This window comes from Pedococcus sp. P1_H8 (assembly GCF_056405175.1).
In genome coordinates this window covers 99,253-119,610 of sequence record NZ_JBFUCP010000007.1, presented here as the reverse complement: position 1 = coordinate 119,610, position 20,358 = coordinate 99,253, and the positions used below count along the sequence as shown (strand labels likewise).

Sequence of the window (20,358 nt, the reverse complement as noted above, 5' to 3'; positions counted from 1 at the left end):
CATGCCCGAGCCCATTGAGGTCCGCAAGGTCCCGATCCACAGCGTGTCCGATGCGAGCGAGCTGGCCAAGCTCATCGACGACGGGGTGATGGACGCGAGCCGCGTCATCGCCATCATCGGCAAGACCGAGGGCAACGGCGGGGTCAACGACTACACCCGCATCATCGCCGACCGCGCGTTCCGCGAGTTGCTGGTCGCCAAGGGCGCTCCCGCCGACCAGGTGAAGCAGGTGCCGATCGTCTGGTCCGGCGGCACCGACGGGATCATCAGCCCGCACGCGACCATCTTCGCCACCGTGCCGGCCGACCAGGCCGAGCAGTCCGACGAGGCGCGGCTGACGGTCGGGTTCGCGATGAGTGAGCCGATCCTGCCCGAGGAGATCGGTTACACCGGCATGATCGAGAAGGTCGCCGCGGCCGTGCGGGCCGCGATGGAGAAGGCGGGCATCACCGACCCCGCCGACGTCCACTACGTGCAGACCAAGACCCCGCTGCTGACGATCCACACCATCCGCGACGCCGAGTCCCGCGGCAAGTCCGTCTGGACGCACCACACCCACGAGTCGATGGACCTGTCCAACGGCACGACCGGTCTCGGCATCGCCGTGGCGCTGGGCGAGATCGAGATGCCGACGAACGAGGACGTGATGAACAACCGCTCACTGTTCTCGGCGGTCGCGTCCTGCTCCTCGGGAGTCGAGCTCGACCAGGCCCAGGTCGTGGTGGTCGGCAACACCAAGGGGATCGGTGGTCGCTACCGCATCGGTCACTCGGTCATGCGCGACGCCCTCGACGCAGACGGCATCTGGGCGGCCATCAAGGACGCCGGCCTCGACCTCCCCGAGCGTCCGCACACGAGCGACCTCCAGGGCCGGCTGGTCAACGTCTTCCTCAAGTGCGAGGTCAGCCAGGACGGCGCCGTGCGCGGTCGACGCAACGCCATGCTGGACGACTCCGACGTGCACTGGCACCGCCAGATCAAGTCGGCAGTCGGCGGGGTCACCGCGTCGGTCACCGGCGACCCGGCGGTCTTCGTGTCCGTGTCGGCGGCCCACCAGGGACCGGACGGCGGTGGCCCGGTGGCCGCGATCGTCGACCTCGGCTCGGGCGAGCCCACCGGCTACCGCGCCCCGACCACCTGAGCTCTCATCGGCGCTGTGCCTAGTGGAAGAAGTGGCGGGTGCCGGTGAAGTACATCGTCACGCCGGCTGCCTCGGCCGCGGCCACGACCTCCTCGTCGCGCACCGAACCGCCGGGGGCGACGACGGCGCGCACCCCCGCGTCTAGCAGCACCTGGAGCCCGTCCGCGAACGGGAAGAACGCATCCGACGCGGCGACCGCACCACGGGCCCGGTCGGCTCCGTCGGCGTTCGCCCGTGACACGGCGAGGTGGCACGAGTCCACCCGGTTGACCTGACCCATGCCGATGCCGACCGAGCCGCCGTCCTTGGCCAGCAGGATCGCGTTGGACTTCACCGCGCGCACGGCTCGCCAGGCGAACTGCAGGTCAGCCAACGTCCCTTCATCGGAGGCCGCCCCGGCGACCAGGCGCCAGCGGGAGGCGTCGTCGCCACCCGGCACCTCACCCTCGACGACCGCGTCGATGCGGTCCGGCAGCTGCACCAACAGGCCGCCGCTGATCGGCCGCGTCTCGATGGGGTCGCGGTGCGCCGCCAAGCCGGCCGGGAGCTGGAGCAGGCGGCGGTTCTTCTTCTCCCGCAACACCTCCAGCGCGTCGGCGTCGAACGACGGGGCCGCGATGACCTCGCTGAACGTCTCGTTGGCTGCGAGCGCCATGGCCTTGGTCACGGGCACGTTCGTCGCGATGATGCCGCCGTAGGCGGACACCGGGTCGCAGGCGTGGGCCGCGGCATACGCCTCCTCCACCGAGGCGCCCACGGCGATGCCGCAGGGGTTGGCGTGCTTGATGATCGCCACCGTCGGCTGGTCGCCGTGGTCGAATGCGGCGCGGACGGCGGCGTCGGTGTCGATGTAGTTGTTGTAGGACATCTCCTTGCCGTGCAGCTGCTCGGCGGAGGCCACGCCGGGTCGCCAGTGCGTGTAGAGGGCGGCCGGCTGGTGCGGGTTCTCGCCGTAGCGCAGCACGTTGGCCCGCCGGAACGTCGCGCCCGTCCACGCAGGGAAGCCGGTGCCGTCGGTGGTGTCGGTGTAGACGTTGCCCATCCAGTTGGCCACCGCGTTGTCGTAGTCGGCGGTGTGCACGAACGCCTGGGCGGCCAGCCGCTTGCGCTGGGCGAGCGTGAACCCACCGCCCGCAGCAGCTTCAAGAACGGCAGGGTATGCCGCGGGGTCCGTGATGACTGCCACGCTCGGGTGGTTCTTGGCGGCGGCCCGCACCATGGAGGGGCCACCGATGTCGATCTGCTCGATCACCTCGTCGGGTCCTGCGCCCGACGCGACGGTCTCGCGGAACGGGTAGAGGTTCACCACGACGAGCTCGAACGGCTCGACCTCCAGCTCGGCGAGCTGGGCGAGGTGGTCGGGCTTGCGGGTGTCGGCGAGGATCCCGGCGTGCACTCGCGGGTGCAGGGTCTTGACCCGCCCTTCGAGGCACTCTGGGAAGCCGGTCAGCTCCTCGACCTTGGTGACCGGGAGGCCGAGTCCTTCGATGAGGGCGGCCGAGCCACCCGTCGACACGAGGGAGACCCCCGCCTCGTGCAGCCCCTGCGCCAGCTCCTCCAGTCCGGTCTTGTCGTAGACCGAGACCAGCGCTCGGCGGATCGGGCGGCGCCCGGAGTCCGGGGCGTCGGCGGGGGTGGTGGAGGCGGACTGCTCGGTCACGGGATGGTGGCCTTCCCATCGGAAACGGTGATTCCTTCGCGGGCCGCGCGGCCCACGATCTCGACGAGCAACGGGTGCTCGACAGCTTTGATGCGCTCGTGGAGCGTGTCCTCGGTGTCGTCGGCAGTGACGTCGACCGTGGCCTGGGCGAGCACCGGTCCGGTGTCGACCCCCGCGTCCACCACGTGCACGGTGCAGCCCGTCTGCGCGGCTCCGGCGGCCAGGGCGTCGCGCACCGCGTGAGCGCCGGGGAAGGCCGGCAGCAGGGCGGGGTGGGTGTTGATCACGGTCCAGCGGCCGAGGACGGCCGGGCCGAGCAGCTTCATGAAGCCTGCGGACACGACGAACGCCGGGTCGTGGTCGCCGATCCGCTCAGCGAGAGCGGCGTCCCACTCGGCGCGCGAGTCGAAGTCCTCGACCCGGCATACGAACACGGTGATGCCCGCGGCACCTGCGCGGTGCAGACCGGCGATGCCCGCGCGGTCGGCGCCCACCGCGAGGATGCGCACTCCGTAGGCAGGGTCGGCCGTGGCGTCGATGAGGGCCTGGAGGTTGGTGCCCGACCCGGAGACCAGGACGACGATCCCGGTGGGCGAGTTAGCGCCGCCAGCGAGCGGCGCTAACTCGCCTTTTGCATGGGTTAGCGGCGGAGCTTCCAGCGGTCCCACGCCAGGACCAGCGACGCACCGATCCCGAACTCGACGAGCAGCGCAAGGGTCAGCCTCGCGGCCGGCGCCCCGATGTCGGACAGCCGCGCGACCCCGAGCGACCCGCCACCGAGGGCGTCGAGCAGACCCAGCGCCCCCGCGGCCACCAGCACGGCGGTGCCGGTGACGGTGAGCTTGGTGCGTTCGGTCGACAGGCGGGCCACCGCACGCAGCGACCGCCAGCCGATGAAGGCGCCGACCGCGACCGGCAGGAGGACCACGAGGGGCAGCAGGCCCGGGAAGGCACCCGGTTGGGGCAGCGCCCCGAACACCGGCACCATCGGCAACAGCGAGGTGCGGCTGCCGGTCCAGGTCGCCGACGCGCCCTCCACCGCGGAGAACCCCGTGCCGGCGACGAACGACACCGCCCAGAGGCCCAGGTTGGGCAGCACCGCCAGCTGGGCGAGGGCAAGGACCACGCCACCGATGACCCCGGGGGCCAGCTCACCCTGGAGGTGGCCCACCTGGTCGAAGTGGAGCACACCGAGGAGCACACAGAGCGTCATGCCGATCCCGAGCACCGTGGCGGCACCTTCCAGCCCCGGGCGCACGGCCCGGCGCACGGCATCGGGGAACCAGCGCGGTCGGCTCAGGCCCGGTCCGGCGAGCTCGGGCCGCCCCTTGACGAGCCTGGCCAGTGCGGTCGCGGCCGCCAGCACCGGGACCACCAGCACGGGCAGGACAAGGGTCCAGGCGACCGGGCTCGGGCCGGCGAGGAAGGCGACGAGGACCCACAGCAGCGCGCACGCGGCATACCCGGCGGTCCAGGCTCCGAGGGCGAAGGCCACGGGGCGGTGCACGGTGTCCCGCAGGAGGCGGATGGTGCGCGCCTCGGCGGCTTCCCGGGCGGCGCGTGCCGCGGCCCACGAGCCGATCGCGACGTTGACCGCGAAGGCCAGCAGCGGGACCACCGTGAGGTGCGCGGCACCGAGGGTCAGGTGCGCGCCGCCGGACAGCAGCCACAGGCTGGCTCCGACCCCCAGTGAGCTGGTCCAGGACACGGTGCTCTCGGGCGCGGCCACCCAGACGAGCAGCGCGGGCAGGACGAAGACCGCCGCCGAACCCGCCGCCGCCAACGCCCCGGCCGCCAGGGCCCCCCGGTGCGCGACGAGGCCAGGCCCGCCGTCGGTCGACGAGGTGCCCCCACGCAGTAGTTCCATCACAGTCATCGCTGCTCCATCGTCGCCGACGGGGTCGACGCAGCCGGCGTGCAACGCCGAACACCCCCGGAGAAATGTCCGAACGCGCCGCAACCCAACCTCGCGCGAGCGCGTCTGCTGCGGTGTGATGGCCACAGTGGTTTCGACCAGACAGGGGGTGGCGATGGGCGCGCAGTCCGCCGAGGCGGAGTTCGACGCGTTCTACCGCGACACCGCCCGCCGGGTCGTGCACCTCGTCTATGCCTTCACCGGCGACCTCACCGTGGCCCAGGACTCGACCCAGGAGGCCTACGCCCGGGCCTGGCAGCAGTGGTCGACCGTCCGCACGCACGACGACCCCCTCGCCTGGGTGCGCACCGTCGCCCGACGGGTCGCCATCTCCGGCTGGCGCAAGCGGACCAGCCAGGACCGCGCCCACGAACGCCACGGCGCCCACGACACCACGGGGCCCCCGACCGAGGACCGGGTCGCGGTGGTGGCGGCGCTGCGGACGCTGCCCGACCCGGTCCGCGAGGCCGTGACGCTGCACTACATCGGCGACCTGAGCATCGACCAGATCGCCCACGAGACCAACACCCCCGCAGGCACCGTCAAGGCGCGCCTGCACCGGGGCCGCGCGCAGCTCGCGCAGGCCCTGCGGCACGAGGAGAAACCCCATGGCTGACCACGACGACTGGACGGCGGACCACGACGCCCAGCTGCGGGCTGCCCTGACGTCGCTGCGCGCCGACGTCGAAGCCGCCCCCCTGCCCGACGTCCGTTTCGTCAAGGCGAGGGGTATGGCGCGTCGTCGCCAGCGGCTGCTCACGTGGACGGCGGCGGCTGCCGCGGCAGCGGTGGTGGTGGGGACGGTGGGCTACTCCCAGTTCGGTCGCGACGCGGCCAGCCCACTGGTCCCCGCGACGCGCAGCAGCACGACAAGTGCCGCCCCCTCCCCCACGACCACCAGCAGCCTCGACACCCCGGGGGTCTTGCCCATCGCGACGGAGTGGCAGAAGTCGCTGCAGCTGCCCGTCGGCTCCGTGACCGTCACCCCGGTGACCAAGGGCGGCGGCGTCGAGTGTGGGCCACCCTTGGGTGGGCCGACCGCCCAGGACTCCGGCACCGTGCGAGGGGCCGATTCGGTCACCATCGGCGGGGCCTACTGGCTGGTCGCCGACCAGAAGGACGCCGAAGCCAAGGCCCGCGACGCCATCGAGAAATGCGACAACGGGCCGGGCTTCTCCACCCGCAACGAGCGGGTCTCCAACACGGTCATCTACTCCTACGTCGCTGGGGATGCAGGAGTCGGGTGGTACGCGATCGTGACCGGCGGTCGAGGCATCGTCTTGCTGACGATCGCGGAGAACGGCGCCGCGAAATCCCGCTTCACCGTCGACCAGGTGGAGACCCTTGCCACTGCCGCACAGGTCAGACTCGACCGCTACGCCGCCGCAGGCCCGACGCCGTCCACGACGGTGCCCAGCGGCCCGGGCGCGAAGGCGATCAACGAGAAGATGCCGGTGGCCGGAGCGGACCCGCTGCCCTCGTCGGACCTGTTCGTCGCGGCCTCGCAGTGGACCTCGACGCAGTTCGCCGCGGGCGCTGCGGCCTACGCCGGCGCTGCCGGCTCGTCGGCCGATCTGGGCGGGATCGGCGTGTTCTGTGAGACCGATGACTACCTGTCCGGCATCGGCGGCCAGTTCGGAGTCGTCGAGCTCCGGGCCGGTGCTGGGGACGCCAACGTGATCGGACACCAGCGGGTGCGCGTGGACCAGTCGGCAGGCTCAGCCGCTCGCAAGGCGTGGGCGAAGGACCAGGTTTCGCAGGAGCAGTCGCTGCTGGCCAAGGGGTGCACCGAACCCGACGGCAAGGTCACCGTGACGCGCGGTCCCCATGCCGGCACCTTCCTGCAGACCAAGAAGGTCACCGGCGACGCCAGCGGCACGGCCTATCGCTGGGTCGGCACGACGACCGTGACGACGTCCGGCGCCATGACGACTGTCGTCTTCCACGGGACGGACGACGGTCAGGGCTTCCAGGGGACCGCCGCCCAGGGCTTCGCCGAGCTCGACCGTCTGCTCGCCCTGGCCCGCCAGAAGTAAGCCGGCCACACGGCATACCGGCCTCTCCACGACCCCCGAGACTGAAGGATCCCCCGCGTCCAGACACGGAGGATCCTTCAGACTCGCAACCGGCGCGTGCCGGCAGCAGAAGCTCGTTGCCGAGCCTGCGTTCTAGAGGCTACTTCTGCAGGCCCTGCATGATCTCGCGCATCAGGTCGGCGGTCGCGGACGGCGTCTTGCCGACCTTGACGCCGGCGGCCTCGAGGGCCTCCTGCTTGGCGGCAGCGGTGCCCGCCGAGCCCGACACGATGGCGCCGGCGTGGCCCATGGTCTTGCCCTCGGGAGCGGTGAAGCCGGCGACGTAGCCGACGACCGGCTTGGTCACGTGGTCCTTGATGTAGGCCGCGGCCCGCTCCTCGGCGTCGCCACCGATCTCGCCGATCATGACGATCGCGTCGGTGTCGGGGTCCTTCTCGAACGCCTCGAGGCAGTCGATGTGGGTGGTGCCGATGATCGGGTCACCGCCGATGCCGACCGCCGTCGAGAAGCCGAACTCCCGCAGCTCGAACATCATCTGGTAGGTCAGCGTGCCCGACTTGGAGACCAGGCCGATGCGTCCGGCGCCGGCGATGTTGGCGGGGATGATGCCGGCGTTGGACTTGCCGGGGCTGATCAGGCCGGGGCAGTTGGGCCCGACGATGCGGGTCACCTTGCCGAGGGAGTAGTTGTAGAACTCTGCCGAGTCCTTGACGGCGATGCCCTCGGTGATGACGACCGCGAGCGGGATCTGCGCGTCGATCGCCTCGACGACGGCGGACTTCGCGAAGGCCGGGGGCACGAAGATGACCGACGCGTTGGCCCCGGTCTCCGCGATTGCCTCGGCCACGGTGCCGTAGACCGGCACCGAGACGCCACCGTCGAAGTCGACGGACGTGCCGGCCTTGCGCGGGTTGACGCCACCGACGATCTGGGTGCCGGAGGCGAGCATGCGCTGCGTGTGCTTCATGCCCTCGGATCCGGTCATGCCCTGGACGATGACCTTGGAGTTCTCATCGAGAAAAATAGCCATTTTGGTATGCCGTTCCTTCGGTCAGTTCGTCGCGGCCGAAGCCAGCTCGGCGGCCTTGCGGGCCGCGCCGTCCATGGTCTCTTCGATGGTCACCAGCGGGTGGTTGGCCTCGGCGAGGATGCGCCGGCCCTCCTCCACGTTGTTGCCGTCCAGGCGGACGACCAGCGGCTTGGTGGCCTCGTCGCCGAGGTTCTGCAGCGCGCCGACGATGCCGTTGGCCACCGCGTCGCAGGAGGTGATGCCACCGAACACGTTGACGAACACCGACTTCACCTGCTCGTCGCCGAGGATGATGTGCAGCCCGTTGGCCATCACCTCGGCCGACGCGCCACCACCGATGTCGAGGAAGTTGGCCGGCTTGGGCTGGCCCGGGAACTCCTCACCGGCGTAGGCGACGACGTCGAGGGTGGACATGACCAGCCCGGCGCCGTTGCCGATGATGCCGACCGAGCCGTCGAGCTTGACGTAGTTGAGGTTCTTCTCCTTGGCGGCGGCCTCGAGCGGGTCGGCGGCGGCCTTGTCCTCGAGGGCCTCGTGGTCGGCGTGGCGGAAGCCGGCATTCTCGTCGAGCGTCACCTTGCCGTCGAGCGCGACGATGTCGCCGGCCACGGTCTTGACGAGCGGGTTGACCTCGACCAGCGTGGCGTCCTCGTCGCGGTAGACGGTCCACAGGGACTGCAGGACCGGGACGATCTTGGCGCCGGTCTCCTCGTCGAAGCCGGCGGCCGCGACGATCTCGCGCGCCTTGGCCTCGTCGATGCCGGTGTTGGGGTCGACGGCGAGGCGGGCCAGCGCCTCCGGGCGCTCGACGGCCAGCTGCTCGATCTCCATGCCGCCCTCCTTGCTGCACATCGCAAGGTAGGTGCGGTTGGCCCGGTCGAGCAGGATCGAGAAGTAGTACTCCTCGGCGATCTGCGCACCCTGGGCGATCATCACGGTGCCGACGGTGTGGCCCTTGATGTCCATGCCGAGGATGGCCTCTGCGTGCTGCTGGGCCTCGTCGGCCGTCTTGGCAACCTTGACGCCGCCGGCCTTGCCTCGGCCACCCGTCTTGACCTGCGCCTTGACGACGGTCACGCCGCCGCTCTTGGGACCGATCTCCTCGGCGGCCGCACGGGCCTGCTCCGGAGTGGTGGCGGTGGCGCCGGCGAGCACCGGCACGCCGTGCTTCTCGAACATGTCTCGAGCCTGGTATTCGAACAGATCCACGTCTGACGTCCTCGTCTACGGATGGGTTTGGTTCGACGCCGAGACTAGCCCTGTAAGGACCGGCTGGCTCCCTCGGGTCCGTGCTCAGCAGCCCAATGGGACCAATCTCACGGCAAGCGGCGGGTATGCCGCGTTGGCGGCTGCGGGGCGCTGCCTAGGCCGCGGGGGTGCGGTCGGCGAGGACTGTCGTGAGGATGTCGGCGTCGCAGTTGCCTCCGGAGAGGACCACGCCCACCCGTCCGCCGCCCTGGAAGCCTCGCTCGGCGAGGAGCCCGGCCAGGGCGATGGCGCCGGAGGGCTCGGGCAGCTGGTGGGTGGTGCGCAGCAGGACCCGCATCGCCTCGGCCGTGTCGTCCTCGGACACCCGCAGGATGCGAGCCGCGCCGCGGACCATCACGTCGACGGCGGCCGCCATCGGCGCCCGGCAGGCCACCCCGTCGACGAAGGTGGCGGCCTCTGCCGTGGTGACCACTTCTCCTGCCTCGAAGGACAGGGCCGTCGCCGGGGCGCGGTCGGAGACCACCCCGACGATCTCGGTGGGCAGGCCCAGGAGGTCGCGCACCCCGATGAGACCGCAGATGCCCGAACCCATCCCGACCGGCACGTAGACGGTGTCGAGCGGGCCTGCAGCGTCGAACAGCTCGAGCGCATAGGTCCCCACCCCCACCACGAGGTCCGGGTGGAAGGGCGGGACCGCCTCCAGACCGAGCGACGTCTCCAGGCTCATGGCGTGCTCCCGGGCCTCCTGGTAGTCGCGACCGTGCACGATCAGCTCGGCGCCGAATCCCTCCATCGCGGCATTCTTGTCGGGGCTGTTGCCCTCAGGCACCACGATCACGACGCGCAGCCCGGCCGCCCGACCGGCATACGCGAGGGACTGTCCGTGGTTGCCGCGCGTCGCCGAGACGAAGCCCTTGACCTCGGGGCGCTCGCGGCGCGCCCGGTCTGCGTAGACCAATCCACCGCGGACCTTGAAAGCCCCTGTGGGAGTGTGGTTTTCGTGCTTGACCCAGACCTCGGCGCCGACGGTCTCGCTGAGCAGCGGCCACTCGAGCTGGGGGGTTGCGGCGAAGTGACGGCGCACGACCGTCGTCGCGGCGTCGAGCTCGGCACGGGTGAAGGTCATGGGCGTGAGTCTGCCCGAGGTGGGTGACGACGGCCCGCAAGTGTGGGCAGGATGTCCGGTATGCCGCGAACCGCACAGTCGTCCTTCGGGTCCACCGCCAGCCTGATCGGCCTGTCCCTCACCCTCGCCCTCGCCCTCGGCGGCTGCGGCACCAAGGACCCGCAGCTCCCGACCGCCCCCTCACCGACGGTGACCCGGCAGGCGAGCTTTCCCCTGACCGTGAGCAGGCTCGGGGGGATCGCCGGCTTCAACGACAGCATCTCGATCCAGGACGACGGCGGCGTGCTGGCCACGACGAAGCAGGGAAAGGTCACCTGCACGATCGACAGGGCCAGCCTGGCCGTCCTGAACGATGCGGCGCTCCAGGTCCACGACACCGACACCCCCACGGGCTCAGCGAGCACGGTGGCCGACCAGCTGGACGTGCTGTTCGGGGCCGGCACGGGACTGGTGCACCTCGGCGACGAACGCGTCGCCAAGGCCGAACCCGTCGTCACCCAGCTCCTGGCCGACGTCACGGGTCCGGCGGCCGACCGCAAGATCTGCACGTAGGCGACACGAGGAAGCGGCAGGTCACGGACTGGAGGTTGCCCGTGACCTGCCGCTGATCGAGGAGGAACCGGGCCGGCGTTCAGGGGGAACGCCGACCCGGCTCCGGTCTGCTAGCTGGTCGCCAGCGCGGTGTCGTCGACCACGAAGGACGTCTGCAGCGAGGAGTCCTCGTTCATGAGGAACTTCACCGAGATCGTCTTGCCCTTGTAGGCCGTGACGTTGAAGGACTTCTGTGTGTAGGTCGCGTTCGTACCCACGTTGGAGTACGTCGCCAGCGTGGTCGTCGTCGCGCCGTCGACCACCTGCACCTTCATCGTGTCGTACGCCGTGCTGCCCGACTCAGCGGTGTCGGTGCGCAGCCAGAACGACAGGGTCGCCGCGGTCACTGTCGAGGGGATCGCAACGCTCTGCTGCACGGTCTCGGTCGTGGTCGTGCCGTTGCCGCCGAGCCACGCCTTCCAGCTGCCGGTCCGGGCCGGACGCCCGGTGTTGTTGGTGATGGGGCCGGCGGTGCCGGTCCAGTTCACCGCACCCGACTCGAAGCCCGGGTTGAGCAGCAGGTTGCCGGCCGGAGGCGGCGTGATCCCACACGTCTCGGTCCCAGCTGGAACCGCGATCGCCGTGAAGGCCGCCGCGACCGCCGTGCAGGTGGCGCTGGTCGCTCCGTAGAGCTCCTTGGCCGAAGCGATCGCCCCGTTCCGCGCGGCGGCGTAGTTGCTGTTGCTGGTGAGCTTGGTCGAGAGCGTGCGGTACCAGACCTTCTCGATGTTGGACCGGCCCGCGCCCGTCACGGCGGGGGCAGTGCCGCAGACCGGGCTGTTGTAGCTGACGCCGTTGATCGTCTTGGCGCCGCTGCCCTCGGAGGCGAGGTAGAACCAGTGGTTGAGCGGCCCCGAGGAGTAGTGCGGGTTGAGCTGGCCGAGGGTCGAGGACCAGCAGTCCTTGGACGCCCCGTCCTTGCTGGGCTTGTCCATGTAGCGCAGCGGCGTCCCATTGCCGTTGATGTCGATCTCCTCGCCGATGAGGTAGTCGCCCGGGTCGCTCGGGTTGTTGGCGTAGAACTCGACGGCCGTGCCGAAGATGTCGGACGTCGCCTCGTTGAGGCCGCCCGCGTCACCGCTGTAGACCAGGCCGGCCGTGTTCTCGGTGACACCGTGGGACATCTCGTGTCCAGCCACGTCGATCTCGGTCAGCGGAGCGGCGTTGCCCGCTCCGTCGCCGTAGGACATCTGGGTCCCGTCCCAGAAGGCGTTCTCCATCGCGTTGGCGAAGTGCACGCGGGACGGAGCGCCGCGGCCGTCGTTCCAGATGCCGTCGCGCCCCAGGATGTTCTTGTAGTAGTTGAACGTCGTCGTGGCGCCGTAGTGGGCGTCCACGCCGGCCGAGGCCCGGTCCGAGACGGCTCCGTTGCCCCAGACGTCGTCGGAGTCGAGCAACAGGTCGCCCGCCGGGCCGACGCCGGTGTTGGGGTCTCCCAGGTTGTGGGCGTCGCGAGTGTTGTTGCCGTGGGTGTCGGTCATCTCGTAGCCACCCCCGGTGTGCGCCTTCGTCTCGAGGGTGGCGTTGTAGAAGATGCCGTCGCCGGTGCCGGTCTGCACCTCGTCGTAGCTGATGAGGGCGGCCCCGGACTTGGCGTCCACCAGGGTGTGCATCCGCGAGGGCACCTGGTCGGCACGAACGCTCTTCACCACCACGTCGTAGGCCAGGACGGGCTTGGCGCCACCTGCCCACACGACCAGCTCACCGGACGGGGACTCGGTCTGCTTGCCCGCGGACCGCCCCTCGGAGATGGCCTGGCTCCGCGACAGTGTCGGGGTCGTCGACGTGACGGCGACCTTCCCGCTGGCGTTGTAGTGCACGCTCTTTTCCTGGCCGGCTGCTGTCTTCTCGACGATGAGGTCGCCACCGACGACCCGGAGGCCCTTGTAGATGCGGTCGTACCGGACGTGCTGGGTGCCGTCACGGTCGGTGAGGACGTTGCGCACCACGAGCTTCTCGTCCTTGGACAGACCCAGGGCGGCGTGGTCCTGGTCGGCGCCGGACTGCGCGGAGGCGACGCTGGCAGGGAAGTGCGATGGCGCGGACTGTGGAGCTGCCGCTGCGGACAGTGGGGTGGCCACGGCCGCGGCGACTGCGACGCCAAGTGCGGCGCCGGTAGACAGACGGATCACGAAAATCCTCTTCTCGGACATGCGCAGGTGTTGGTTGCCCGCGCTTGGTGTGGTGTCGAGTCCCCCTCCAGGGACGGCTCAGGGTTGCCGTGGGCCTCGCGCCGTGCTGACCTAACCGGCCGCCGGAAGAGCGGGTCAATGAAACTGGCGAAGACTTTGCCAAATGCGTGGGAACCCGCTGATTCGTACAGATAGCGGGCGCCTTTCGTCTGTGGTTGCCCAAGACGACGTCAGCCGTATGCCGCCCGGGCTCCTCGCGCGTCCACGTCGTGGATCGCCGCGCTCACCATGCGGACGGGTTGCCGACTGCACGAAGAGCGCCTCGGCGAGCACGGCGGCAGGCTCGCGCGGCCCGGAGCAGGACCGCGCGGCCCCGAAACGTAACCGGCCCGGCCACGGCGTCGTTGTCAGACCACTGCAGCGGCGCCACCCCGGCCCGCCCGCCCACCGTGGAGGCTCGATGTCGCGCCGCACCCCGTCCCCCCTCCGGTCCGTCGCCGTCCTCGCGGCCGCAACCCTGGCTGGCCTCGGGCTGGCCGCGCCCGGTGCAGCCACGGCGGCTCCAGCAGCGCCCAGCGTGGCCACCGCCCCAACCACCTCGCTGGACTCGGTGGACACCTACACCGGCCTGAAGTTCAGCGTCCCGGCCGGCAGCAACGACTTGGGTCAGCCGCAGACCTGCACGATCGACGCGGACCTCTACAAGCCGCACTCCGCGAGCCCCTCCGCGCGCGTGCCGGCAATCCTGACCACCAACGGCTTCGGCGGCAGCAAGGCCGACCAGGCGGGGCTGGGCGAGGCCTTCGCCAAGCGTGGCTACGCAGTGCTGTCCTACACCGGCCTCGGCTTCCCCGACAGCGGATGCAAGGTCTCACTCGACGACCCAGGCGTGGACGGCGTCGCCGCCACCTCCCTGGTGACCTTCCTCGGGGGCGGCGGCTCCGCGGCATACACCTCGTCGCAGGTGGGGGGCACCGCTGGCGGGACTGGCACGGTCGCCGTGGACTTCACGGTGCTCGACAACCCGGCCACCCACGACCCGCGGCTGGGCATGATCGGTGGGTCCTATGGCGGGCAGATCCAGTTTGCTACTGCCGCAGTGGATTCCAGAGTCGACACGCTCGTCCCGCTGATCACCTGGAACGATCTGCGCTATTCCCTCGCGCCCAACAACACGAGCTTCACGAGCGGCGTGACCTATGCCGACTCCGCACCCGGCACCGAGAAGCTGGGCTGGACCGGGCTGTTCTTCGGCGTCGGAATCGCCGACGGGCTGCAGGGCACCGCGATCGACCCGACCCGCAACGTCGGCTGCCCCAACTTCGTCCTCGAGGCCTGCGAGGCCAAGGCCACGCTGGACACGCTCGGGTACCCCACCCCCACGACGTACCGGCTCACCGACCGCGTGTCGGTCGGCCACTACATCGACAAGGTGAAGGTGCCGACCTTCCTGATCCAGGGCGAGAACGACACCCTGTTCAACCTGCAGGAGGCTGCCGCGACCTACCGCTCGCTCAAGGCACGAGGCGTGCCGGTGACGATGGCGTGGCAGTCCTGGGGCCACTCGGGCGGGACCGGGTCGAACACCGGCGCCGCCCCGGGCGAGCTCGACCTGAGCGGGGAGCACATCGAGGACACCTACCTCGGCCTGCGGATCAAGAACTGGTTCGACCACCACCTCAAGGGCTCCACCGTCTCGACCGGTCCGGCGTTCTCCTACTTCCGCGACTGGATCGGCTACACCGGCAGCGCAGCACCGGCCTACGCCGGCTCCAGCACCTATCCCGTGGGGACCCGCAAGGCGCTCTACCTCTCGGCTGCCGACGAGCTGGTGACCTCGAAGTCGTCGATCCTGCCGGGCTCGACGTCCTGGTCCAACCCGGGAGGGGGCGCACCTGCCTCCTACACCGAGGTCTCCGGGCTCGAGGGCCAGGTGGCACTCCCGCAGGGCCTCACCACGCCGTTCGACACCCCTGGCACCTTCGGCGCCTGGTCGACCGCCGCGCAGTCGAAGCCACTGACGATCGTGGGCGCCCCGACCCTGGACGTGCGCTTCGAGTCCCCCGCCGTCGCACTCACCCAGTCGGCTGGCCCGAGCGGTCAGCTGCAGGTCTTCGCCAAGCTCTACGACGTCGCCCCTGACGGGTCGAAGACGTTGGTGCACAAGCTGATCAGCCCGGTCCGGGTGGCCGACGTGACCCAGCCGGTGCACATTGAGCTGCCCGCGATCGTGCACCGCGTCGAGGCCGGCCACCGGCTCCAGCTGGTGCTGGCCAGCACCGATGCGGCCTACAAGAACGCGTATGCCGTGCAGCCGGTGACCGTGCGCGCGTCACCGCTTGCTCCGGCCACCCTCAACCTTCCCGTGGTGCCCTGAGGAGTGCTGGTGCGCAGCGCAGGCCGCGTGAGAGCAGGGTCAGGCGTCCTCGTCGGGCCTGACGGCGCCGCGCACCCAGGCCACGATCTCGGTCGTGGTGGCGCCGGGGGTGAACACCTTGGCGACACCGATCTTCTCGAGCTCGGGGATGTCCGCCTCGGGGATGATGCCGCCGCCGAAGACGACGATGTCAGCGGCGTCGCGCTCCCTGAGGAGCTCCATCACCTTGGCGAAGAGGGTCATGTGCGCGCCCGACAGGACGGACAGGCCCACGAGGTCGGCGTCCTCCTGGATGGCCGCCTCGACGATCTGCTCGGGCGTCTGGTGCAGCCCGGTGTAGACGACCTCCATGCCGGCGTCACGCAGGGCACGCGCCACCACCTTCGCGCCACGGTCATGTCCGTCGAGTCCGGGCTTGGCCACGACGACGCGCAGGGGAGAGTCACTCATGGCCGCAGACTAGCCACTCCGGCCCACCGACAGCGCCTCGGGTGGCGCACGCCACGGGCAGACACGCGCCAAACTTCGGTTGAACACCCCATGCACGCCCCTCCAACCGCTACGTTCGCCTAGATATGTCGCAGAGCGTTCCGCGCCCTCACCGACCGGCCGCACAGCAGCGGCGGACGTCGGCCGAGACGGCGCGCCCCAGCATCCTGTCGCGGGCGACGCGTGGCGTCCGTGCCGCTGCCGCGGCGGCTGACGACATCGTGGGAGGCGCGGCCAGGGCCCTGGCCACTCCCACCGGCGCCCTCGGCGCCGCAGTCGAGGCGGCCTGGGTGACGACCCACCTCGCGCTCTATCCGTGGGGCCTGGTCGGTCGCCACGGACGCGACAGCCAGCTCGGGTTCGGCGTCGAGCACCTGCCACCCATCCAGCGCGGCCTGCTCATCTCCGACGTCGAGGCGGCAGGCACGCCGATCCTGCTCGTGCACGGCATGGTCGACAACCGGTCCATCTTCACCCTGCTCAGGCTGGGACTGCGTCGACGCGGCTTCGGCCGGGTCACGAGCATGAACTACTCCCCCTTCACCGCCGACGTGCGCGTCGCAGCGGCCCAGCTCGCCGAAGAGGTGGAGGCCCTGGTGGCCGAGACCGGCTACGAGCGGATCCACGTCGTGGGCCACTCCATGGGTGGCCTGATCGCCCGCTACTACGTCACCCGACTCGGTGGCGACGAGCGGGTGCACACGCTCGTGACGCTGGGCACGCCCCACCAGGGCACCTACACGGCCTACGGATGGCACAACCAGCTGACCCGACAACTGCGCCCCGGCAGCGGGTTGATGCGCGAGCTGGACCAGCCGGTGCCCGACTGCCAGACGAGGTTCGTCGTGTACTGGTCCGACCTGGACCAGATGGTCTTCCCGCAGCGCCATGCCGCGCTCACCCACCCCGACCTGAGCGCGCGCAACATCGACCTGCACGGCGTCGGCCACATGTCCCTGCCCATCATCGGGAGCGTGGTCCACGGCATCTCGAGCACCCTGGCCCACCTGGACTCCGAGGGCCACACCCTCACCCCGGGCGTCACCGAGCTGCGGCGGCGCGGTTCCTGACATCGGACATTTCGGATATTTAACGCGGATTTGGCCAAGTCGATTATGGATAACGAACTGATCACGCTACCCTCTGTGACTCCGTGTCCCCCCGCACGCAAGGTCATCATTTCGTGAGTTCAGATTCCTACTCGGGCCGCCACCGCGCCCCAGGTCGCCACCGCGCGCCTCGTCGGGGACCCCGTTTTGCCAAGAGTGGGTACCTGCTGCCGGGGGCAGCCGCCGCCGCACTCGTCGTGACCGCGACCGGCGCCACCGTCGCAGAGTCCGCGCCGGCCTACTTCGACCTGAACGGCGCTGCCAAGGCCCGGGCCCAGGACGAGGCGGCCGCCAAGTTCAACCGGGTCGAGGCCGCCCAGCAGCGCGAGGTGCAGGTCACGGCCGTGCAGGCCCGCGTGCTCGAGGCGCAGCGCATCGCCCGCAGCGCCGAGCGCCAGTCCGTCGCGAAGAAGGCCGCTGCCGCCGCCGCGCTCCGCAAGGCCGAAGCCGCCCGCAAGGCGCGCGAGAAGTGGGTCATGCCCATCAACGGCGCCGTCTTCACCTCCGGCTACGGCTGGCGCTGGGGCCGGCTGCACGCCGGTGACGACTTCGGCACCCCGGTCGGGACGCCGCTGAAGGCCATGTCCACCGGCACCGTCACCTTCGCCGGCTGGGAGGGTGGCTACGGCAACAAGATCGAGATCGAGTACTGGGACGGCACCGTGTCGGTGTTCGGCCACCTGAGCCAGCTCGAGACCAGCGTCGGCGACAAGGTCGCTCCTGGCGACGTCGTGGGGCTGTCGGGCAACACGGGCCACTCCACCGGCCCGCACCTGCACCTCGAGATCCACCCCGACGGCGGTGCGGCGATCGACCCCGCGCCGTGGCTGCACGACCACGGCCTGCAGTAACCGCCCAGAGCAGCCCCACGTCAGGCGCCCACTGGTTTCGACCAAGGGCGCCTTTCGTATGCCGCACCAGCCGTCGCGACGCGTGGCGCCTACGGTCGGGCGGGCCAGTCGCCGACGCGCCCCGCCGAGATCCCAGCTCTCGGGCCTGGCGAGGGGGCGGAAGGCCGAAAGCTGGGATCTCGGGCGGTCAGCGAGGGTCGGAACTCTGGTCAGAGCTTCTCGAGCGGGGCGTAGCGGAGCAGGAACCGCTTGACCCCGGTGTCGCCGCCGAAGTCGACGTGGGCCTGCGTCTTGTCGCCCTCACCCTCGGTCTTGACGACGGTGCCCATGCCGTAGCTGTCGTGGGTCACCTTGTCGCCGGGGTGCAGCGAGATGAGCGGGCGGTTGCCCGGTGACCGTACGCCGGGCCGCTGGGCCAGGGTCGCGACGGCAGGCATGCCCGGTCGACGCGAGGTCGTGGCCGCCTCGGCCCGCTGCCACTCGACGAGCTCGGGCGGGATCTCGTCGAGGAACCGGCTGGCCGGGTTGTACTGGGGCGCACCCCAGGCCGACCGGACTGCCGCCCGGGACAGGTGCAGCCGCTCGCGGGCCCGCGTGATGCCGACGTAGGCGAGCCGGCGCTCCTCCTCGAGCTCCTTGGGGTCACCGAGCGCTCGCAGGTGCGGGAAGGTGCCGTCCTCCATGCCGGTGAGGAAGACGACCGGGAACTCCAGGCCCTTGGCGGTGTGCAGCGTCATGAGGGTGACGACCCCGAGGTCCTCGGCCTCCTCGCCGTCGGGGATCTCGTCGGCGTCGGCGACCAGCGAGACCTGCTCGAGGAAGTCCTCGAGGCTGGCGACCTCACCGGTCTCGGCGCGCGTCTCGTCGAACTCCTGCGCGACGGCGACGAGCTCGGCGAGGTTCTCGACGCGGGTCTCGTCCTGCGGGTCGCGGCTGGCTCGGAGCTCGGCGAGGTAGCCGGACTTCTCGATGACGGCCTCGAGCAGGGCACCCACGCCCTGCTCGTCGTCGGCGTGGATGGTGCCGAGCTGCTCGAGCAGCCCGGTGAAGCCCTTGATCGCCGCGACGGACCTCGTCGCGATGCCCGGAGCGTCCTCGGGACGGCCGAGGGCCGCGATGAAGGGGATCCGCTCGCGCTCGGCCAGGGCCGCCACACACGCCTCGGCCCGGTCGCCGATGCCGCGCTTGGGAGTGTTGAGGATGCGACGCAGGTTGACCGTGTCGGTGGGGTTGGAGATGACCCGCAGGTAGGCCAGCGCGTCCTTGACCTCGCGCCGCTCGTAGAACCGCGTGCCGCCAACGACCTTGTAGGGCAGGCCAACTCGCACGAAGACCTCTTCCAGCGCGCGCGACTGGGCATTGGTGCGGTAGAACACCGCGACGTCCTTGGGCTTGACCCCCGCGGAGTCGCCGAGCTCGTCGATCGTCTTGGCGACGAAGGCTGCCTCGTCGTGCTCGTTGTCGCCGACGTAGCCGATGATCGCCGCGCCGCTGCCGCTGTCGGTCCAGAGGTTCTTCTTGCGCCGCTCGGGGTTCCTGGCGATGACCGAGTTGGCGGCCTGCAGGATGGTCTGGGTCGACCGGTAGTTCTGCTCGAGCAGGATGGTCCGCGCGTTCGGGTAGTCCTCCTCGAACTCGACGATGTTGCGGATCGTCGCGCCCCGGAAGGCGTAGATCGACTGGTCGGCATCGCCGACCACCACGAGCTCGGCCGGACCGACGGACGGTCCGTCACCGACCGGCATACCCGCGCTGCCTGCGGCACCGCCCACGAGCTCTCGGACGAGCTGGTACTGGGCGTGGTTGGTGTCCTGGTACTCGTCGACGAGGACGTGCCGGAACCGGCGGCGGTAGTGCTCGGCGACGTCGGGAAAGGCCTGCAGGATGTTGACCGTCGTCATGATGAGGTCGTCGAAGTCGAGGGCGTTGGCCTGCCGCAGCCGCCGCTGGTAGCCGGTGTAGGCCTCGGCGAGCATCCGCTCCTGGTGGGTCCCCTCGACCACCTGGGAGGCGAACGTCTCCTCGTCGACGAGCTCGTTCTTGAGGTTGGAGACCTGGTGGCCGAAGGACCGGGGCGGGTAGCGCTTGGGGTCGAGGTCGAGGTCGCGCATCACCATCGCCATGAGGCGCTGGCTGTCGGCGGCGTCGTAGATGGAGAACGTCGACTTGAGCCCGACCTTCGCTGCCTCGCGTCGCAGGATCCGCACGCAGGCCGAGTGGAACGTCATGACCCACATCGCCTTGGCCCGCGGCCCCACCAGAGCGGCGACGCGCTCGCGCATCTCGGCAGCGGCCTTGTTGGTGAAGGTGATCGCCAGCACCTGTCCCGGCTGCACCCCGCGGGCCGCGAGCAGGTAGGCGATCCGGTTGGTCAGGACGCGCGTCTTGCCCGAGCCCGCGCCCGCGACGATGAGCAGCGGTCCGCCCTCGTGCAGGACGGCCGCGCGCTGCTGCGGGTTGAGCCCCTCGAGCAGGGTCTCAGGATCGGTATGCCGCGTGCTCGCCTCGTCGGGGCCGCGCCCCTCTGCGGCCGCCTGGGCCCACGTCGGGACGCCTCGGTCGTCGACCGCCGTCGCCCGGGCAGCCGCAGCCGTCGGGCGCGTGCCGGGCTGCGAGGGGTCGGCGGGACCCCGCCCGTCGAAGGGAAACAGGTCATCGAACAAGGTACTCATGTCGGCTCCAGCGTACGTGC

General features: G+C 70.5%; 16 protein-coding genes. 7 read left to right on the top strand and 9 right to left on the bottom strand.

The annotated features are described in order from the left end of the window. The first annotated feature begins 1 nt into the window (after position 1). Entirely contained in the window at positions 2-1,141 is a 1,140-nt protein-coding gene (gene bar, locus AC1DYG_RS11650; protein ID WP_477640021.1) for a barbiturase, read from the top strand. Between the two features lie 19 nt (positions 1,142-1,160). On the opposite strand, the gene purH is transcribed toward bar, so the two are convergent. The 3 genes from purH to AC1DYG_RS11635 are packed head-to-tail and all read right to left on the bottom strand — an operon-like array spanning position 1,161 to position 4,677. Then, on the bottom strand, positions 1,161-2,801 hold the full coding sequence (purH, locus tag AC1DYG_RS11645; protein WP_477640020.1) for a bifunctional phosphoribosylaminoimidazolecarboxamide formyltransferase/IMP cyclohydrolase: 1,641 nt from the start codon (positions 2,799-2,801) through the stop codon (positions 1,161-1,163). Continuing rightward, the gene (gene purN / locus AC1DYG_RS11640) at positions 2,798-3,385 is read right to left on the bottom strand and encodes a phosphoribosylglycinamide formyltransferase (RefSeq protein WP_477640267.1); all 588 of its coding nucleotides are present in this window, start codon (positions 3,383-3,385) and stop codon (positions 2,798-2,800) included. The genes purH and purN overlap by 4 nt, the downstream gene beginning before the upstream one ends. A gap of 56 nt (positions 3,386-3,441) precedes the next feature. Next, on the bottom strand, positions 3,442-4,677 hold the full coding sequence (locus AC1DYG_RS11635; protein ID WP_477640019.1) for a cell division protein PerM: 1,236 nt from the start codon (positions 4,675-4,677) through the stop codon (positions 3,442-3,444). A gap of 154 nt (positions 4,678-4,831) precedes the next feature. On the opposite strand from AC1DYG_RS11635, the gene AC1DYG_RS11630 reads away from it, so the two are divergent. Together AC1DYG_RS11630 and AC1DYG_RS11625 are read left to right on the top strand one after the other, a co-directional pair. Continuing rightward, complete coding sequence (locus AC1DYG_RS11630; protein WP_477640018.1) at positions 4,832-5,332, top strand: RNA polymerase sigma factor; 501 nt, start codon at positions 4,832-4,834, stop codon at positions 5,330-5,332. Then, positions 5,325-6,752, top strand: coding sequence for a hypothetical protein (locus tag AC1DYG_RS11625; RefSeq protein ID WP_477640017.1), 1,428 nt, complete (start codon positions 5,325-5,327; stop codon positions 6,750-6,752). Before AC1DYG_RS11630 ends, AC1DYG_RS11625 begins: the two co-directional genes overlap by 8 nt. 139 nt (positions 6,753-6,891) lie before the next feature. Here AC1DYG_RS11625 and sucD read toward each other — a convergent pair whose 3' ends face one another. The 3 genes from sucD to AC1DYG_RS11610 form a co-directional block, all read right to left on the bottom strand. After that, entirely contained in the window at positions 6,892-7,782 is an 891-nt protein-coding gene (gene sucD / locus AC1DYG_RS11620; protein WP_477616338.1) for a succinate--CoA ligase subunit alpha, read from the bottom strand. A gap of 21 nt (positions 7,783-7,803) precedes the next feature. Next, positions 7,804-8,991, bottom strand: a complete 1,188-nt coding sequence (gene sucC, locus AC1DYG_RS11615) for an ADP-forming succinate--CoA ligase subunit beta (RefSeq protein WP_477640016.1) — start codon at positions 8,989-8,991, stop codon at positions 7,804-7,806. A 154-nt stretch (positions 8,992-9,145) separates the two neighbouring features. After that, the gene (locus tag AC1DYG_RS11610) at positions 9,146-10,117 is read right to left on the bottom strand and encodes a threonine dehydratase (RefSeq protein WP_477640015.1); all 972 of its coding nucleotides are present in this window, start codon (positions 10,115-10,117) and stop codon (positions 9,146-9,148) included. Positions 10,118-10,177: 60 nt separating this feature from the next. Between AC1DYG_RS11610 and AC1DYG_RS11605 the strand changes: the two genes are divergently transcribed. Beyond that, positions 10,178-10,669 carry a hypothetical protein gene (locus tag AC1DYG_RS11605; RefSeq protein WP_477640014.1) on the top strand — a complete coding sequence of 164 codons (492 nt, stop codon included), beginning with the start codon at positions 10,178-10,180 and terminating at the stop codon, positions 10,667-10,669. Positions 10,670-10,779: 110 nt separating this feature from the next. Here the strand turns inward: AC1DYG_RS11605 and AC1DYG_RS11600 are convergent, their stop codons facing one another. Beyond that, positions 10,780-12,840 (bottom strand): M4 family metallopeptidase, encoded by a 2,061-nt coding sequence (locus AC1DYG_RS11600; RefSeq protein ID WP_477640013.1) that lies wholly within the window; start codon positions 12,838-12,840, stop codon positions 10,780-10,782. A gap of 460 nt (positions 12,841-13,300) precedes the next feature. Between AC1DYG_RS11600 and AC1DYG_RS11595 the strand changes: the two genes are divergently transcribed. Then, entirely contained in the window at positions 13,301-15,217 is a 1,917-nt protein-coding gene (locus tag AC1DYG_RS11595) for a CocE/NonD family hydrolase (protein ID WP_477640012.1), read from the top strand. Positions 15,218-15,256: 39 nt separating this feature from the next. Here the strand turns inward: AC1DYG_RS11595 and AC1DYG_RS11590 are convergent, their stop codons facing one another. Beyond that, a complete protein-coding gene (locus tag AC1DYG_RS11590) occupies positions 15,257-15,667 on the bottom strand; it encodes a cobalamin B12-binding domain-containing protein (RefSeq protein WP_477640011.1) in 411 nt (136 codons plus the stop codon). Positions 15,668-15,792: 125 nt separating this feature from the next. On the opposite strand from AC1DYG_RS11590, the gene AC1DYG_RS11585 reads away from it, so the two are divergent. Together AC1DYG_RS11585 and AC1DYG_RS11580 are read left to right on the top strand one after the other, a co-directional pair. Beyond that, on the top strand, positions 15,793-16,776 hold the full coding sequence (locus AC1DYG_RS11585) for an alpha/beta fold hydrolase (protein WP_477640010.1): 984 nt from the start codon (positions 15,793-15,795) through the stop codon (positions 16,774-16,776). Positions 16,777-17,012: 236 nt separating this feature from the next. After that, positions 17,013-17,666 carry a M23 family metallopeptidase gene (locus AC1DYG_RS11580; protein ID WP_477640009.1) on the top strand — a complete coding sequence of 218 codons (654 nt, stop codon included), beginning with the start codon at positions 17,013-17,015 and terminating at the stop codon, positions 17,664-17,666. Positions 17,667-17,875: 209 nt separating this feature from the next. On the opposite strand, the gene pcrA is transcribed toward AC1DYG_RS11580, so the two are convergent. Next, entirely contained in the window at positions 17,876-20,338 is a 2,463-nt protein-coding gene (gene pcrA, locus AC1DYG_RS11575) for a DNA helicase PcrA (protein WP_477640008.1), read from the bottom strand. Positions 20,339-20,358: the final 20 nt, after the last annotated feature.

What these genes read in the sequence shown, in the direction of transcription:
- AC1DYG_RS11610 (WP_477640015.1), bottom strand. Translation starts at nt 10,117, where the DNA reads ATGACCTTCACCCGTGCCGAGCTCGACGCCGCGACGACGGTCGTGCGC.
- sucD (WP_477616338.1), bottom strand. Translation starts at nt 7,782, where the DNA reads ATGGCTATTTTTCTCGATGAGAACTCCAAGGTCATCGTCCAGGGCATG.
- AC1DYG_RS11625 (WP_477640017.1), top strand. Translation starts at nt 5,325, where the DNA reads ATGGCTGACCACGACGACTGGACGGCGGACCACGACGCCCAGCTGCGG.
- AC1DYG_RS11595 (WP_477640012.1), top strand. Translation starts at nt 13,301, where the DNA reads ATGTCGCGCCGCACCCCGTCCCCCCTCCGGTCCGTCGCCGTCCTCGCG.
- bar (WP_477640021.1), top strand. Translation starts at nt 2, where the DNA reads ATGCCCGAGCCCATTGAGGTCCGCAAGGTCCCGATCCACAGCGTGTCC.
- AC1DYG_RS11635 (WP_477640019.1), bottom strand. Translation starts at nt 4,677, where the DNA reads ATGACTGTGATGGAACTACTGCGTGGGGGCACCTCGTCGACCGACGGC.
- AC1DYG_RS11590 (WP_477640011.1), bottom strand. Translation starts at nt 15,667, where the DNA reads ATGAGTGACTCTCCCCTGCGCGTCGTCGTGGCCAAGCCCGGACTCGAC.
- pcrA (WP_477640008.1), bottom strand. Translation starts at nt 20,338, where the DNA reads ATGAGTACCTTGTTCGATGACCTGTTTCCCTTCGACGGGCGGGGTCCC.
- AC1DYG_RS11585 (WP_477640010.1), top strand. Translation starts at nt 15,793, where the DNA reads ATGTCGCAGAGCGTTCCGCGCCCTCACCGACCGGCCGCACAGCAGCGG.
- AC1DYG_RS11605 (WP_477640014.1), top strand. Translation starts at nt 10,178, where the DNA reads ATGCCGCGAACCGCACAGTCGTCCTTCGGGTCCACCGCCAGCCTGATC.
- AC1DYG_RS11630 (WP_477640018.1), top strand. Translation starts at nt 4,832, where the DNA reads ATGGGCGCGCAGTCCGCCGAGGCGGAGTTCGACGCGTTCTACCGCGAC.